Source organism: Mesorhizobium sp. M1E.F.Ca.ET.041.01.1.1 (assembly GCF_003997355.1).
Taxonomy (GTDB): domain Bacteria; phylum Pseudomonadota; class Alphaproteobacteria; order Rhizobiales; family Rhizobiaceae; genus Mesorhizobium.
Genome location: NZ_RZSL01000131.1, coordinates 1 through 13,047, shown reverse-complemented (window position 1 = coordinate 13,047; position 13,047 = coordinate 1). Strand labels below are relative to the sequence as shown.

General features: G+C 64.4%; 12 protein-coding genes and 1 pseudogene. 8 read left to right on the top strand and 5 right to left on the bottom strand.

Going from position 1 to position 13,047, the window contains the following annotated elements; all coding sequences use genetic code 11:
• Positions 1-2,124 (top strand): L-glutamate gamma-semialdehyde dehydrogenase (locus tag EOA38_RS13680; RefSeq protein ID WP_127299425.1); only part of this gene is annotated, 2,124 nt, incomplete at its 5' end.
• 248 nt (positions 2,125-2,372) lie between these two features.
• Here EOA38_RS13680 and EOA38_RS13675 read toward each other — a convergent pair.
• The 4 genes from EOA38_RS13675 to EOA38_RS13660 form a co-directional block, all read right to left on the bottom strand.
• Positions 2,373-2,687: an antibiotic biosynthesis monooxygenase gene (locus EOA38_RS13675; protein ID WP_126093344.1), complete on the bottom strand. Its 315-nt coding sequence runs from the start codon at positions 2,685-2,687 to the stop codon at positions 2,373-2,375.
• 50 nt (positions 2,688-2,737) lie between these two features.
• Positions 2,738-3,703: a TonB family protein gene (locus EOA38_RS13670; protein WP_126093345.1), complete on the bottom strand. Its 966-nt coding sequence runs from the start codon at positions 3,701-3,703 to the stop codon at positions 2,738-2,740.
• Between the two features lie 128 nt (positions 3,704-3,831).
• The gene (locus EOA38_RS13665; protein ID WP_126093346.1) at positions 3,832-4,269 is read right to left on the bottom strand and encodes a hypothetical protein; all 438 of its coding nucleotides are present in this window, start codon (positions 4,267-4,269) and stop codon (positions 3,832-3,834) included.
• Between the two features lie 5 nt (positions 4,270-4,274).
• Positions 4,275-6,425 carry a TonB-dependent hemoglobin/transferrin/lactoferrin family receptor gene (locus EOA38_RS13660; protein WP_126093347.1) on the bottom strand — a complete coding sequence of 717 codons (2,151 nt, stop codon included), beginning with the start codon at positions 6,423-6,425 and terminating at the stop codon, positions 4,275-4,277.
• Positions 6,426-6,682: 257 nt separating this feature from the next.
• Between EOA38_RS13660 and hemP the strand changes: the two genes are divergently transcribed.
• The 5 genes from hemP to EOA38_RS13635 are packed head-to-tail and all read left to right on the top strand — an operon-like array spanning position 6,683 to position 10,811.
• The gene (gene hemP / locus EOA38_RS13655; protein ID WP_126093348.1) at positions 6,683-6,889 is read left to right on the top strand and encodes a hemin uptake protein HemP; all 207 of its coding nucleotides are present in this window, start codon (positions 6,683-6,685) and stop codon (positions 6,887-6,889) included.
• Positions 6,890-6,939: 50 nt separating this feature from the next.
• Positions 6,940-8,001: a hemin-degrading factor gene (locus EOA38_RS13650; protein ID WP_127222233.1), complete on the top strand. Its 1,062-nt coding sequence runs from the start codon at positions 6,940-6,942 to the stop codon at positions 7,999-8,001.
• A gap of 11 nt (positions 8,002-8,012) precedes the next feature.
• Positions 8,013-8,912 carry a hemin ABC transporter substrate-binding protein gene (locus EOA38_RS13645; protein ID WP_127299424.1) on the top strand — a complete coding sequence of 300 codons (900 nt, stop codon included), beginning with the start codon at positions 8,013-8,015 and terminating at the stop codon, positions 8,910-8,912.
• A complete protein-coding gene (locus EOA38_RS13640; RefSeq protein WP_127299423.1) occupies positions 8,912-10,015 on the top strand; it encodes an iron ABC transporter permease in 1,104 nt (367 codons plus the stop codon). The genes EOA38_RS13645 and EOA38_RS13640 overlap by 1 nt, the downstream gene beginning before the upstream one ends.
• A 7-nt stretch (positions 10,016-10,022) precedes the next feature.
• The gene (locus EOA38_RS13635) at positions 10,023-10,811 is read left to right on the top strand and encodes a heme ABC transporter ATP-binding protein (RefSeq protein WP_126093352.1); all 789 of its coding nucleotides are present in this window, start codon (positions 10,023-10,025) and stop codon (positions 10,809-10,811) included.
• On the opposite strand, the gene rirA is transcribed toward EOA38_RS13635, so the two are convergent.
• Positions 10,808-11,269, bottom strand: a complete 462-nt coding sequence (gene rirA, locus EOA38_RS13630; RefSeq protein ID WP_126093353.1) for an iron-responsive transcriptional regulator RirA — start codon at positions 11,267-11,269, stop codon at positions 10,808-10,810. The two genes, EOA38_RS13635 and rirA, sit on opposite strands and share 4 nt — an antisense overlap.
• A 211-nt stretch (positions 11,270-11,480) precedes the next feature.
• Between rirA and EOA38_RS13625 the strand changes: the two genes are divergently transcribed.
• On the top strand, positions 11,481-12,776 hold the full coding sequence (locus tag EOA38_RS13625) for a DUF445 domain-containing protein (RefSeq protein WP_126093354.1): 1,296 nt from the start codon (positions 11,481-11,483) through the stop codon (positions 12,774-12,776).
• A 67-nt stretch (positions 12,777-12,843) separates the two neighbouring features.
• Positions 12,844-13,047 (top strand): annotated as a pseudogene (locus EOA38_RS13620) (phasin family protein); the annotation flags it as partial.

Sequence of the window (13,047 nt, the reverse complement as noted above, 5' to 3'; positions counted from 1 at the left end):
GCCGCCAATCGGGCGATCGCGCGCCCAGCCGCGATCTTCGGCGCCAACCGGCGCAACTCCAGGGGCTTCGACATCACCGACACCGTGACGCTGGCGGCCATCGACAAGGCGAGGGCGGAATTTGCCGGAGCGGACCGCTGGCACGCCAAGCCGATCACGCGCGCCGCCGGCTACGGCAAGCAGCGCCAGATCGTCAACCCGGCCAAGCCCGACGAGGTCGTGGGCACGGTGCATGAGGCGGCGGCCAAGCAGGTGGCGACCGCCGTGCGCATTGCCGTCGACGCGCAGCCTGCCTGGGCGAAGCGTCCGGTCGCCGAGCGCGCTGCGATCCTCAACCGCGCCGCCGATCTCTACGAGGCCAATGCGGCCGAATTCTTCGCTTTGGCCACCCGCGAGGCCGGCAAGTCGCTGGCCGACGGGGTCGCCGAAGTGCGTGAAGCCGTCGACTTCCTGCGCTACTACGCGGCCGAGGCGGCGAGTGCGGAAGCGGGCACTGAGGCGCGTGGCGCGATCGTCTGCATCTCGCCGTGGAATTTTCCGTTGGCCATCTTCACCGGCCAGATCGCCGCGGCGCTCGTCACCGGCAATTCGGTGATCGCCAAGCCTGCCGAACAGACGCCGCTGATCGCTTTCCGCGCCGTCGAGCTGCTGCGCGAGGCCGGCGTGCCGGAGGACGTCATCCAGCTTCTGCCGGGCGACGGTCCGTCGGTCGGCGCGCCGCTCACCGCCGACCCGCGCATCGCCGGCGTCTGCTTCACCGGCTCGACCGAGGTTGCCAAGCTGATCGAGAAACAGCTTGCCGAAACCGCGGCGCCTGACGCGATGCTGATCGCCGAGACCGGTGGGCTCAACGCGATGATCGTCGACTCCACCGCGCTGCCCGAGCAGGCGGTGCGCGACATCCTTGCCTCCGCTTTCCAGAGCGCCGGGCAGCGCTGCTCGGCGCTGCGCGTGCTTTACGTCCAGAAGGATGTCGAGAAGAAGATGCTGGAAATGCTGAAGGGCGCGATGGAAGCGCTCACCGTCGGCGATCCTTGGGTGATCTCGACCGATGTCGGCCCGGTCATCGACGACGAGGCGCAAGCCTCGATCAGCGACTATTGCACCAAGAAAGGGCTGGAAGGCAGGCTGATCGCCAAGCTGGAAGCGCCGAAGAGCGGCCGTTTCGTCGCGCCGCATGTCTTCCGCGTCAAAGGCATCGAGGAAATGGAGCGCGAGGTGTTCGGACCGGTGTTACATGTCGCCAGTTTCGACGCCGACGATATCGATGCTGTGATCGCGGCCATCAATCGCAAGGGCTATGGCCTGACCTTCGGCCTGCACACCCGTATCGAGGGTCGCGTCCAGCATTTCGTCGACGGCATTCATGCCGGCAATATCTATGTCAACCGCAATCAGATCGGCGCTGTCGTCGGATCGCAGCCTTTTGGCGGCGAGGGGTTGTCGGGCACCGGGCCGAAGGCCGGTGGGCCGCACTATCTGCGCCGCTTCCGCAAAGGTCCGGAGGCCGGCACGGAGGTTGGCGAAGGCCACAAGGTGACCGCCACCGAGCTTGCCGACAATCTGCCGGATCCAGCGCTGGGCGGCTGGTCGACGCGGCCGGATCGCGTGGCGATCCTGAGAAAACATCTGCGCGGCAAGGGGGCGGCTGCAATTGCCGCCGCCGCGAGCCTCGATTTCGGTCAGGTCGACCTGCCTGGTCCGACGGGCGAGGCCAATACGCTGTCGCTGGCGCCGCGCGGGCGGGTGCTCTGCCTCGGACCTGATGCCGATACGCTGCTTGCTCAGACGATCCAGGCTTTAGCCGCCGGCAATGCGGTGCTGGCGGTGGCGCCTGGCGCGCCGGCGGTGCTGTCGGCGCTGACCGGCAAGGGACTGCCGCTTGCTGCAATCGACGGCCGTCCGGATCCGGTCGAGGCACGGGCCCTGAAGGTTGACGTCGTCGCCTTCTCCGGCACGCCAGAAGCGGCGCGCATCGTGCGCAAGGTGATCGCCGAGCGCGCCGGGCCGATCGTGCCCTTGGTCCGTGAAGTGCTCAACCCGGCGGCTTACGCGCATGAGCGCGCGGTCTGCGTCGACACCACGGCGGCGGGCGGCAATGCCAGTCTGCTCGCGGCTGCTTAGGGCGTATTGATATTCAGGTGATGCCGGCCTGCAAACGGCGGCTTCCTGCGCTTCCGGCCTTCGCCGACCGAAGCATAAATGAAATGAGAGTGGCGTGGCAGTTAAGGCTACGGCCGGCGTAGGTCGGTGCTCACGTACTTCAAGTACGCTCCGCTCCGGTTCTCGGAAACCGCCGTTTTCGACTCGGCCTGACCTGAATCTCAACACACCCTAACTATCGGTCGAGATTGGCCATTGCACATTAGCGGTCAGGCGCCTTCGACGACCGAAAATCCCTCAAATTGGGGGTGGCCGAGATAGTGCACCTTCGAGGTGCCGGCGTTGCGGTGGGCGGCGCGGAAGTTCTCCGACTTCGTCCACGCGACGAAATCCTCCTGGCTTGCCCAGACGGTATGCGAGGCGAACAGCGTATAGCCCTCGGTCTCGTTGACCGGACCGCGCAGCAGGTGGAACTCCTTGAAGCCCTGCATCTCGGAAAGGCTGGAGTCGCGGTTCTTCCAGACGTCCTCGAAGGCTTCTTCCGAGCCGTTCTGGACCTTGAAGCGGTTCATGGCGATGTACATTGGCTTCCTTTCGAAATGGATGAATTCTAACTATTAGGATGGCGAAGGCTTTAAAAAGGGCCGATCCGCGCCTTGAACACCCAACTCGACCTTCCGGTCTCGGGCGGAATGGGAGGGAACGGGGCTTGCTTGCGCACCAGCGTCAAAGCGAACTGATCGAGCTCGGCGGACCCTGAACTTTCAGTGAGCTGCAGGTCGCTGACGCTGCCGTCGGCCGCGACGACGAAAACCACCCTGGCATTGTTGCGAGCCTTGGCCTGGATCGATTTCGAAACGCGACGGTTGGCGCGGGCGAGCTTCTTCTGGATTTCACCGCTGTAGCGGGATTCCAAGGCATTGCCGGCGGCGGCCTTTATCTTGCCCTTGCTGGCGATAACCGGCGCATCGCGCGCGTCGCCATCCGCCGTGCCGCCGGTTTCAATGGTTTGGCTTGGCCCTGCCGATGCGGCCGGGGCGCTCGATGTCGCACTGGGGACCGGTGGCTGTTGAGGCTCGGCAGGGGGCGTTTCAGCGCTTTGCGGTTCGGTCGCGGGCGTAGGTTTGCTGTCGGCGGGGACACTCTGGTCGTCCTGGCGTGGGCTGGTGGCCGCCAGGATATCGGGCGTGGAAGTGGCTTCCTTGACAGCTTGCGGCGGAAGCTGAGGCGCCGGGGGTTCGCTTGCAGGTTGCTGCGCTTCGACCGGCGGAGCGGGCTGCGCGGCCTGGCGTTTCACCGGCTGCGGATCGGGCACCAAGGTGACATCCACGGCGCCGGACGACTGGTCGTCCAGGGCGCTGCCGGTGACGTTGGCGCCGGACTGATCTGTGCCTTCGGCCTGAATCGCGTCCATGGCGTCGAATGTTCCGGGGGGCGCGAGCAGAAACGCCGCCGCCGCGGCGCCATGGAGCAGGCCGGAGGCGATGATCGCCACCGTCCATCTCCGGTCTCCGCCGGATTGCCGCGCCTGCACGAGCGGCTCGGCCGGCTTGATCGCCGGTTCGCCGCCTGCATCGAAGGGGTGATTGATGTCCTGCATGTCTCGCGCCGAGACCTGCCGTGCAGGGCATGTGATTGTCAAATCAAGATCGGTTGCCGCCCATGGCGGCAGACCGGAGGCAGACCATGCCATGGCGTCTCGTGGGAAGGCCGGATGCAACCCCACCTCTATATACCGAAAGCGATGCCGGTCTTGGTTGAGGTCTTCAGGCCGCGCATGCAGGCCGCCGGCTCGACGCCGTTGCCGGCGCATTCCGTCGCGCTGTTGATCAGCACGCGGCCGAGCTTGCCGCAGTCGGCGCCGGCAAGGTCGAAGCGCGTGACCTTCGTCTTGCCGGCGGGCAGGTCCTTGAAATCGAGCACGGTGAGGCGGTCGACGACACCGGCCTCATTGAACAGCGCGATCTCGAAAGCCGCTTTCGACAGGTCGGCGCCGAGCGTGTTGTTGACGACGAAGGTCAGCCGGCAGCCCTTGTCGGAAGGCTGGGCGGCGTTGAGCTCGAGGCTTAGGGCCGGCGCCGACGCGGATTGAGCCCAGGTCGGCGCCGGGCCAAGCGACATCGCCAGCGCCGAGGTCAGGAGACGAAGCGATGCCGTCAAGTTCATAGTTCTCAGCCTCCAAAGCGCATGGTTGCCGCCAACTTCAGCGTGATGCCGGGTTCATAGAGAACGGCGGTGGTGCTGCCGTTGAGCGGGTTGGTGTATTTGACGTCGAACAGATTGTCGGCGCGGAAGTCGACCTTGAGATTGTCCGTCGCCTGGTAGCTGGCGAAGGCATTGACCAGCGTATAGTCCTTGGCCACCGGGTTGCCCCTGGGCTTGCCGTTGTATTGCACCTCGCCACCGACCGTCAGCTTGTCTTCGAGGAAGCGCAAGCCGAGCTGCGCCGTCACCTGCGAGGAGGGGATGGTGGCGAGGTCGGCGCGCTCGCCTTCGTAAGAGATGGTGTGGCCGTTTATGATGGAAGCCGAAAGCCCGGCATAGCCCCAGCCGGCGTCATAGACGCTTTCCAGTTCGAAGCCGTTGATCTTGGCCTTGGCGAAGTTCTGATACTGGAAGCAGATCGGGATGCCCGGGCCGAACGGGCAGCCGCTGGTCGGGTCGAAGGCCGAGAGCGTGACGCCGTCGATATAGTCCTCGACATTGTTGTTGAAATAGGCGGCCTTGAGCCGCAGCGCGTCGCCGGCCTCGACAATGTCGTTCTGCTTGTAGTTGACGCCGAACTCGACCGTCTTGCCGGTTTCAGGCTTGAGGTTGGGATTGGGCAGGAACGGGAAGGTGACGCCTGCCGGGTGATTGCCGCTGATCAGCGTCTCCGTCAGCGAGGGTGAGCGGTAGCCTTCCGCATAGGTGCCGTAGAACTGCAGGCCTGCGAGGCCAGCGCTTTCGAAAGGCGAGACACCGATGGTGATGCGGGGCGACAGCCGGTCACCTGACGTTTCGTGGTCGGAGTCCTTCAGGCTGTAGCTGTCGTAGCGCAGGCCGGTGATGACCTCGAGCCATTCCCAGGTCAGCTTGTCCTGAATGTAGGCGCCGGAGACGTCGCGCTTGCCCGACGGCGTGTAGAAGCTGTCGCCGCCGGCCGTGCCGCCCGTCTCGACGTCGTCGCCGACCCAGTCGCCGCCATAAGTCAGCTCATGCGCAATGCCAGTGGTCTCGAAGCGCGACGTGTTCCAGATGTCGATGTCGGTCGTCCCTACATCGAAGGTCGACAGCGAGCCGGCGGGCAGCACGACGGGAAGGCCGGTTGTCGGATCGAAACGGTTCTGCGGAACGAGCGTCGTCAGATCGAGAACTGTCTTGTTGTAGGAGGCGTTGATGTGGAGATCGAGCCAGCTCTTGGCATCGTCGGTGATGTTGTAGCGGGCGGTGAAGGTGTTCGACTTGAGATCGACATCGTTCGCGGGCACGCCGCCGCTGGTCTCCGTCCATCCGTCGCTCGAGCCGACCCAGCCGAGCTTCAATTCGCTGTTCTCGCTCGGACGGATGGTGGTCTTGAGCAGTCCGCTCAGCACGTCGAAGCCGGTGCCGGCAACGGTGTCGCCGCCGCCGTTCTTGTAGTCGCCGTAGTCGCGATAGACGATGTTGCCCAGAACGTCCCAGTTCTCGTTGAAGCGGTAGGCGCCGCTGGCGCTGGTGGTCCAGCCCTTGCCGTTGCTTTCATAGCGTCCGGTGACGGAGGCGGCCCAGCTTTCTTCCGGCTTGAGGAAGTCCTCGGCGTCCTTGGTGTCGAAGAAGACGACGCCGCCGATGGCGCCGGAGCCATAAGTGTTGGCGACCGGGCCGCGGATCACGTCGACGGATTTGATCAGTTCGGGATCGACGTAGAAGGTCGATTGCGTGCCATGGTCGGAGCGCTGGAAATCCTGCCTGGCGCCGTCGACGATCACCGCGACGCGGCCGAAGTCCTGCAGGCCGCGGATGTTGATGCTGGAGCTGACGCGCCGTGCGTCGGCCTGCACGGTGACGCCTGGCACGCCGAGCAGCATCTCGTTCGGCGTCGTCGCCATGCGGCGGTCGAGCTGCTCTTGGTCGACATGGCTGGCCGAGGCCAGCGACTGGATCGCCGTCTCGCCGGTGCGGCTGATGACCAGGATCTTGTCGAGCAGAGTTTCTTCGGCAGCGGCTTTTTCATCGGCCTTCTTTTTTTGGTCGGCCTGCTGATCGGTCGCTGGCTGCACCGCCTGTTGAGCTTTCGCGGCCGGAACGCCGAGCGCGATTGCCGCTGCTCCGGCCATCAATATGGCAATGCCGCTTGCCATCCATCGGAAGCCCGGGCCCGCGTCCGCCTGGCCCGTCTGTCCCCAATTCACCAACCCCATGCCCCAACTCCAATTTTCAGGCTCGATGCTGGCTGGCGCGGGGCTCGCTCGCATTTTTGATCACATCCGGCGCCTTAAATGTTGACTCATTTAGTCCGGTAATGCACTGACTAGTAAACATGATAATTCGAGTCAAGAATTGAATCGGCATTAAGAGGGCCCGGCCTGGCAGCCGGCACAGCAGAAGGACCGACCCGATGAACACGCACAATCCCAACGACTTCCGCTATCGCGTCCGCCGGCCGGACGACACGCAGATGCGCTATGAAAGGGTGCCGATGGCGGTGAGGACGCTGTCCAGCAACACGCTGTTCCAGGGCGAGCACGAGATCGGCATCGAGCATCACGGCGCACTCTACCGCCTGAAGATCACCCGTCAGGGCAAGTTGATCCTCAACAAGTGAACAGGATCGGCAGGCGGTTGACGAGACATCAGGCAATACGGGTGGACGATATGGACCAGCGCGTTAAGCCGTCGCCGGAAGAGATCCGGCGGGCGCGGGAAGATAATCCGAAAATGCGGGAGCGCGATCTAGCCGCTCAATTGGACATCTCGGAGGCGGAACTGGTCGCGGCGCATTGCAGCCTTAGCGCGGTACGCGTCGAGCCGCGCGTCAACGACCTGCTGACCGGCCTTGAAGCGGTCGGCGAGGTGATGGCGCTGACCCGCAACGACAGCGCAGTGCACGAGAAGATCGGCGTCTACGACAAGGTCGTCACCGGCAACCACAACGCCATGGCGCTCGGCGAGAACATCGACCTGCGCATCTTCCCAAAGGTATGGGCGCATGGCTTTGCCGTCGAAAAACGCGACGGCGGCGAGATCCGCCGCAGCCTGCAATTCTTCGATGCGGCCGGCGAGGCGGTGCATAAGGTGCATCTGCGCCCCGCCTCCAACCTCTATGCCTACCAGAAACTGGTGGCTGGCCTCGAATCGTCGAACCAGGAACCGACCATCGCGATCGCCTCAAGCGTTTCGGAAGGCAGCGGGGAGGCCCAAGGTTCGGTTGCCAGCATCGACGATCTGCGCGACCGCTGGAGCCGGATGACCGACGTGCATCAGTTCTTCGGCATGCTGAAGACGCTGAAGCTCAGCCGCCGCGAGGCGGTGCGCATGGTCGGCCAGGACTTTGCCTGGCTGCTGGACAATGGCGCGGTGAGCGCCATGTTCCACCATGCCGCGGAGGGCGAGATGCCGATCATGTGCTTCGTGGGAAACCGCGGCTGTATCCAGATCCATTCCGGCCCGATCAAATCGGTCAAGCCGATGGGACCCTGGATCAACGTGCTCGACGAGACCTTCCACCTGCATCTCAGGACCGATCACATCCATGAGGTCTGGGCGGTGCGAAAGCCGACCAAGGACGGCCATGTAACCTCGCTCGAGGCCTATGATGCGAATGGCGGCATGATCATCCAGTTCTTCGGCAAGCGCCGAGAAGGCGAAAGCGAGCGGGAAGACTGGCGTTTCCTGGCCGAGAACCTGCCCCGCATTCCCAGCCCGACCGCTGCATGAGGCAAGACCCGATGCGTGTTGTTTTCAGTTTCCGCCCGGTGCTTGCACCACTGCTCGGTCTTATGCTGGCCTTCGCCGTTCTGCCTGCGAAAGCCAACGACAGTACCGTCGTCTTTTCCGACACCTCGCGGATTGCCTCCATCGGCGGCTCGATCACAGAGATCGTCTATGCGCTTGGCGAGGAGGGGCATCTCGTCGCCCGCGATTCGACCAGCTATTTTCCGCAAGCCGCGCTCAAGCTGCCCGATGTCGGCTATATGCGCGCGCTGTCGCCGGAGGGCGTGCTGTCGGTCAATCCAACCGGAATCCTGGCCCTGCACGGCAGTGGCCCGAAGGACGCCGTCGACGTGCTGAAGAAGTCGAGCGTGGCCTTCATCGAGGTGCCCGAGCACTACAGCCATGAAGGCATCCTCGAAAAGATCCGCGTCGTCGGCAAGGCGCTCGGCGTCGACGCCAAGGCCGAGAAACTGGCGGTCGAGATGGATGCGAAGCTGAAGTCGGCCGAGAAGCAGGCGGCTTCGATCAAGCAGCGCAAGCGCATCCTGTTCGTGCTGTCGACGCAGGGCGGCAAGGTCCTGGCCGCCGGCAGCGATACCGCCGGCGACGGCATCATCAAGCTGGCCGGCGCCGTCAACGCAGTCGAGGGTTTCTCCGGCTACAAGCAGATGTCGGACGAGGCGATCGTCACGGCCAGGCCTGACGTGATCCTGACCATGAAGAACGCCGGGCCGCCGGTCTCCGAGGATGAGCTGCTCGCCAATCCGTCGATCGCCTCGACGCCTGCGGGTGCCGCCCGCAAGGTGATCAGCATGGACGGCGGCTATCTGCTGGGCTTCGGGCCGCGCACAGCCGAAGCCATCCACGATCTCGCCGTCTCGCTCTACGGCAGCCAGGTCACGGACCAGTGGTAATGGCCGATCAGTCGATCGCTGGCGCGGCAGGCAAGGTGGCGACGGCAGCCAATGGCGACCGCTCGGCACGGGCAAGGGCCGTCATCCTGCTTTTGTCGCTCGCGCTTGCGCTGTCCATATTCCTGTCGCTGACCTCGGGCGCCTCCGACGCGTCCGCCGTCCGCGTCATTCGTGACTGGCTTACCGGAGCCGTGCCAGCCGATGCGGGGCTCGCCGCACGCGACCAGCTGATCGTCTATGACATCCGCATGCCGCGTGTCCTGCTCGGCGTGCTGATCGGCGCCGCGCTCGCCGTTTCCGGCGCGGTGATGCAAGGTCTGTTCCGCAATCCGCTCGCCGATCCCGGGCTGATCGGCGTCTCCGCCGGCTCGAGCCTTGGCGCGGTGGCGATCATCGTGCTCGGCACGACCTGGCTTGCACCTGTCACGCTCGCTCTCGGTACTCTCGCCTTGCCGCTGGCGGCTTTCTTCGGCGGCCTTTCGGTGACGTTGCTGCTTTACGCCATCGCGACGCGGCACGGCCGGACGTCGGTCGCCACGATGCTTCTCGCCGGCCTGGCGATCGCAGCCCTTACCATGGCGCTGACCGGCATCCTGATCTTCATGGCCGACGACCGGCAATTGCGCGACCTGACCTTCTGGCAGCTCGGCTCGCTTGCCGGCGCGACCTGGCCGAAGATCGGCACCGTCGGGCCGGTGATCTTGCTGGCGCTGGCGACGATGCCTTTCCTGTGGCGCGGGCTCAACGCGCTGGCGCTCGGGGAAGCGACCGCCGGCCATCTCGGCATTCCGGTGCAGCGTTTGAAATATACGGCCATCGTCGGGGTTTCGGCGGCGGTCGGCGCGTCGGTCGCCGTCAGCGGCGGCATCGGCTTCATCGGCATCGTCGTGCCGCATCTCTTGCGCCTCGCCATCGGTCCGGACAACCGTTACCTTTTGCCGGCCTCGGCCGTGCTCGGCGCCTCACTGCTTCTCATCGCCGACGCGGTCGCCCGCACCGTCGTCGCTCCGGCCGAACTGCCGATCGGCATCGTCACGGCAGTCGCCGGTGCGCCGTTCTTCCTCTGGATCCTGCTGCGCAAGCGCGGCATCGTCGATTTGTGAGCTGTCCATGATCGAAGCACGCGACATCTCCGTGGCGGTCGGCAACAAGCACATCGTATCCCATGTCGATTTCGCGGCGCTGCCGGGCGAGGTGACGGCAATCGTCGGACCGAACGGGTCGGGCAAGACGACGCTGCTCAAGGCGCTGACGGGCGAGCTCGCCTATACCGGCGCTGTCACGCTCAACGGCCGCGATCTATCGACCATGAAGCCGGTCGAAGCGGCAACGCTGCGCGCCGTGCTGCCGCAGTCGACCTCGCTGTCATTTCCCTTCACCGTGCGCGAGATCGTTCGTCTCGGCCTGATCGGCGGTCGTTCGGGCGTGCTGCCCGGCGAGGATGCGCGCCTGCCCGAGCGGGCGCTGGCGCGCGTCGATCTCGACGGCTTTGCCGGCCGTTTTTATCAGGAGCTTTCCGGGGGCGAGCAGCAGCGCGTACAACTCGCTCGCGTGCTGTGCCAGGTCTGGGCGCCGGTGCTGGAGGGCAGGCCGCGCTATCTCTTCCTCGACGAGCCGGTCTCCAGCCTCGACGTCAAGCACCAGTTGATCATCATGAACATCGCGCGCGATTTCGCCCGCCGCGGCGGCGGCGTGGTGGCGATCCTGCACGACCTCAACCTGACGGCCATGTATGCCGACCAGATTTTCGTGCTGCATCACGGCCAACTGGCGGCTGCCGGCACGCCAGCGAACGTGCTGAAAGACGAATTGATCGAGAAGGTGTTCGACTGCCGCCTCAAGGTTGGCGTGCTGCCTTCGGCGAACATGCCGTTCGTGCTGCCGCAATCGGCCGCTTAGGCAGCCGGGGCGCGCTGCTCCAAGAGGTCGATGCCGAGCAGATGGCGCACGCTCGGGCGTGCGGCGATGAGATCGGCGATCGTGTAGCGGGAGAGCACGGCGAAGAAGGCGTTGAGCGCTTCGCGCAGCGCCGAATTCAGCGCGCAGCTATCGACCAGAGGGCATTCGGCGGCGTCGTTCTCGAAGCATTCGGCCATGGCAAAGCTCTCTTCGGTGACGCGCACGACATCGAACAGGCTGATCTGCTCCGCCGGGCGGCCGAGTCTCACGCCGCCGTTGCGGCCGCGCACCGTCTCGACCAGGCCGGCCTCGACTAGCGGCTGGAGGATCTTGAACAGGAACAGCTCCGAAACCGAATAGGCGGCGGCGATCTCAGGGATACGGCTCAACCTGTCGGTGTTCGCGGCGCAATACATCAGGATGCGCATCGCGTAGTTGGTTTGGCGCGTGAGCCGCATGGTATCCTCGCGAAAACATTAGCTTGGACCGAATATGGCCCATAGTTTGGAACAATTCCAGACTGGAGGGGTACATAGCTGAATAATCTTGTCAACTTTTTGTGCACGTCGGCGCATATGGCAACCCAGTACGCCCCAATACGCTTTGAACGAGCGATTCGCCGGCGCAGGCACTAGATAAATTCGGGTGCAAATAGGGAACGGCCTTTTCATGTCACAATCAGCTCCAGCCCTCGCGCCGGTTCGATTCGACGCCGACGCGCAGGCAAAGCTCTCGGCGTTGCGGCGGATCAAGTTCATCGCCGCCGCGGCGCTTGGCCTATGCATCCTTGTCTTTGGGCTCGCCACGTCTTTCCAGGGCAGCCATCCATGGCTCGGTTTCGTCGCCGCCTTTGCCGAGGCGGCGACAATCGGCGGCCTGGCCGACTGGTATGCCGTCGTGGCGCTCTTCAAGCGGCCGCTTGGCCTGCCGATCCCGCACACCGCCATCATCCCGGAGAACCAGCACCGCATCGCCGACAATCTCGGCCGTTTCATCGAAGCCAATTTCCTCGCGCCGGAGCCGGTGCGGGAAAAACTCGCCGAGGTCGATTTTGCCGGTCTCGTCGCCGACTGGCTTGCCGATACCGAACGCGCAGCGGGGTTGTCGCGATTCGTCGCGCGGCTGGTGCCGCAGACGCTTGCCGCGGTGGAGCAGTCCGGGTTGCGCGACTTCGTCACCAGCCGCTTGCTGGAGCAGATAGAAAAGGTGCCGCTGGCGCCTTTAGCCGCGGAGCTGCTGTCGGCGCTCATCGACGACCGCCGCCATCAAAGGCTGTTCGACGAGTTCATCAGGGTGGTCGGGCGTTTCCTGAATGACGAGAAGGCCCTGGCGGCGATGCGCGAAAAGATCCGCGAGGAATTACCGTCGCTGTTCAACCTGTTCCGCGCCGATGCCTATCTGTTGAAGAAGATCGTCGCTTCCGCGGGGTCGCTGCTCGAGGAGGTGCGGGCCGATCCCGATCATCCGATGCGCGCCGAATTCGACCGTTTCGCGTTTGCGTTCATCGAACGGCTGCGGACGTCCAAGCAATATGCAAGGCGTGCCGAGAAGCTGAAGCGCGATTTCCTTGGCCGTCCGGAAGTCAGGGCGCTGGCCGGCGACACGTGGGCCAGTCTGCGCCTGTTCATCGAGCAGGACGCCAACGCGCCGAATTCGGCGATCCGCGAGCATCTTGCCAATATGTTCGTCGAGGTCGGCCGGCATCTGGCCGACGATGCGCAGATCAGGGCCGACATGAACCAGGGCTTCGTCGTCGCGCTCGCTTCGTTCGTCGAGAGCCAGAAGAGCGGTGTGTCGAAATTCATCGCCGACCAGGTCAAGCGCTGGGATCTGGCCCAGTTGACGCGGCTGATCGAGATGAACATCGGCAAGGACCTGCAATATATCCGCTTCAACGGCATGGTGATCGGCGGCTTGGCCGGTTTGGTGCTTTACACGGCGGAGCGGCTGTTTCTCGTCAATTGACGCGGGCCGGCCGTGCACTATTCTCTCCTTAGGGCGCCGCAAGCGCGGCTGATCGGGAGGCGATGATATGGCGAAACGACCGGAATCCGACTCTTTCCTGGATATGTTCAGCAAATTCGGCCGCGACCTGAAGCTGCCGAATGTCGACGTTCAGGCAATCCTCGATCACCACCGCAAGAATCTCGAGGCTCTTGAAAAGTCGGCCAGGGCAGGTGCTGCCGGCGCGTCCTCGGTTTTGTCGCGGCAGCGCGAGATGGTGCAGGACGCGCTC

What these genes read in the sequence shown, in the direction of transcription:
- EOA38_RS13675 (WP_126093344.1), bottom strand. Translation starts at nt 2,687, where the DNA reads ATGTACATCGCCATGAACCGCTTCAAGGTCCAGAACGGCTCGGAAGAA.
- EOA38_RS13670 (WP_126093345.1), bottom strand. Translation starts at nt 3,703, where the DNA reads ATGCAGGACATCAATCACCCCTTCGATGCAGGCGGCGAACCGGCGATC.
- EOA38_RS13665 (WP_126093346.1), bottom strand. Translation starts at nt 4,269, where the DNA reads ATGAACTTGACGGCATCGCTTCGTCTCCTGACCTCGGCGCTGGCGATG.
- EOA38_RS13660 (WP_126093347.1), bottom strand. Translation starts at nt 6,425, where the DNA reads ATGGCAAGCGGCATTGCCATATTGATGGCCGGAGCAGCGGCAATCGCG.
- hemP (WP_126093348.1), top strand. Translation starts at nt 6,683, where the DNA reads ATGAACACGCACAATCCCAACGACTTCCGCTATCGCGTCCGCCGGCCG.
- EOA38_RS13650 (WP_127222233.1), top strand. Translation starts at nt 6,940, where the DNA reads ATGGACCAGCGCGTTAAGCCGTCGCCGGAAGAGATCCGGCGGGCGCGG.
- EOA38_RS13645 (WP_127299424.1), top strand. Translation starts at nt 8,013, where the DNA reads ATGCGTGTTGTTTTCAGTTTCCGCCCGGTGCTTGCACCACTGCTCGGT.
- EOA38_RS13640 (WP_127299423.1), top strand. Translation starts at nt 8,912, where the DNA reads ATGGCCGATCAGTCGATCGCTGGCGCGGCAGGCAAGGTGGCGACGGCA.
- EOA38_RS13635 (WP_126093352.1), top strand. Translation starts at nt 10,023, where the DNA reads ATGATCGAAGCACGCGACATCTCCGTGGCGGTCGGCAACAAGCACATC.
- rirA (WP_126093353.1), bottom strand. Translation starts at nt 11,269, where the DNA reads ATGCGGCTCACGCGCCAAACCAACTACGCGATGCGCATCCTGATGTAT.
- EOA38_RS13625 (WP_126093354.1), top strand. Translation starts at nt 11,481, where the DNA reads ATGTCACAATCAGCTCCAGCCCTCGCGCCGGTTCGATTCGACGCCGAC.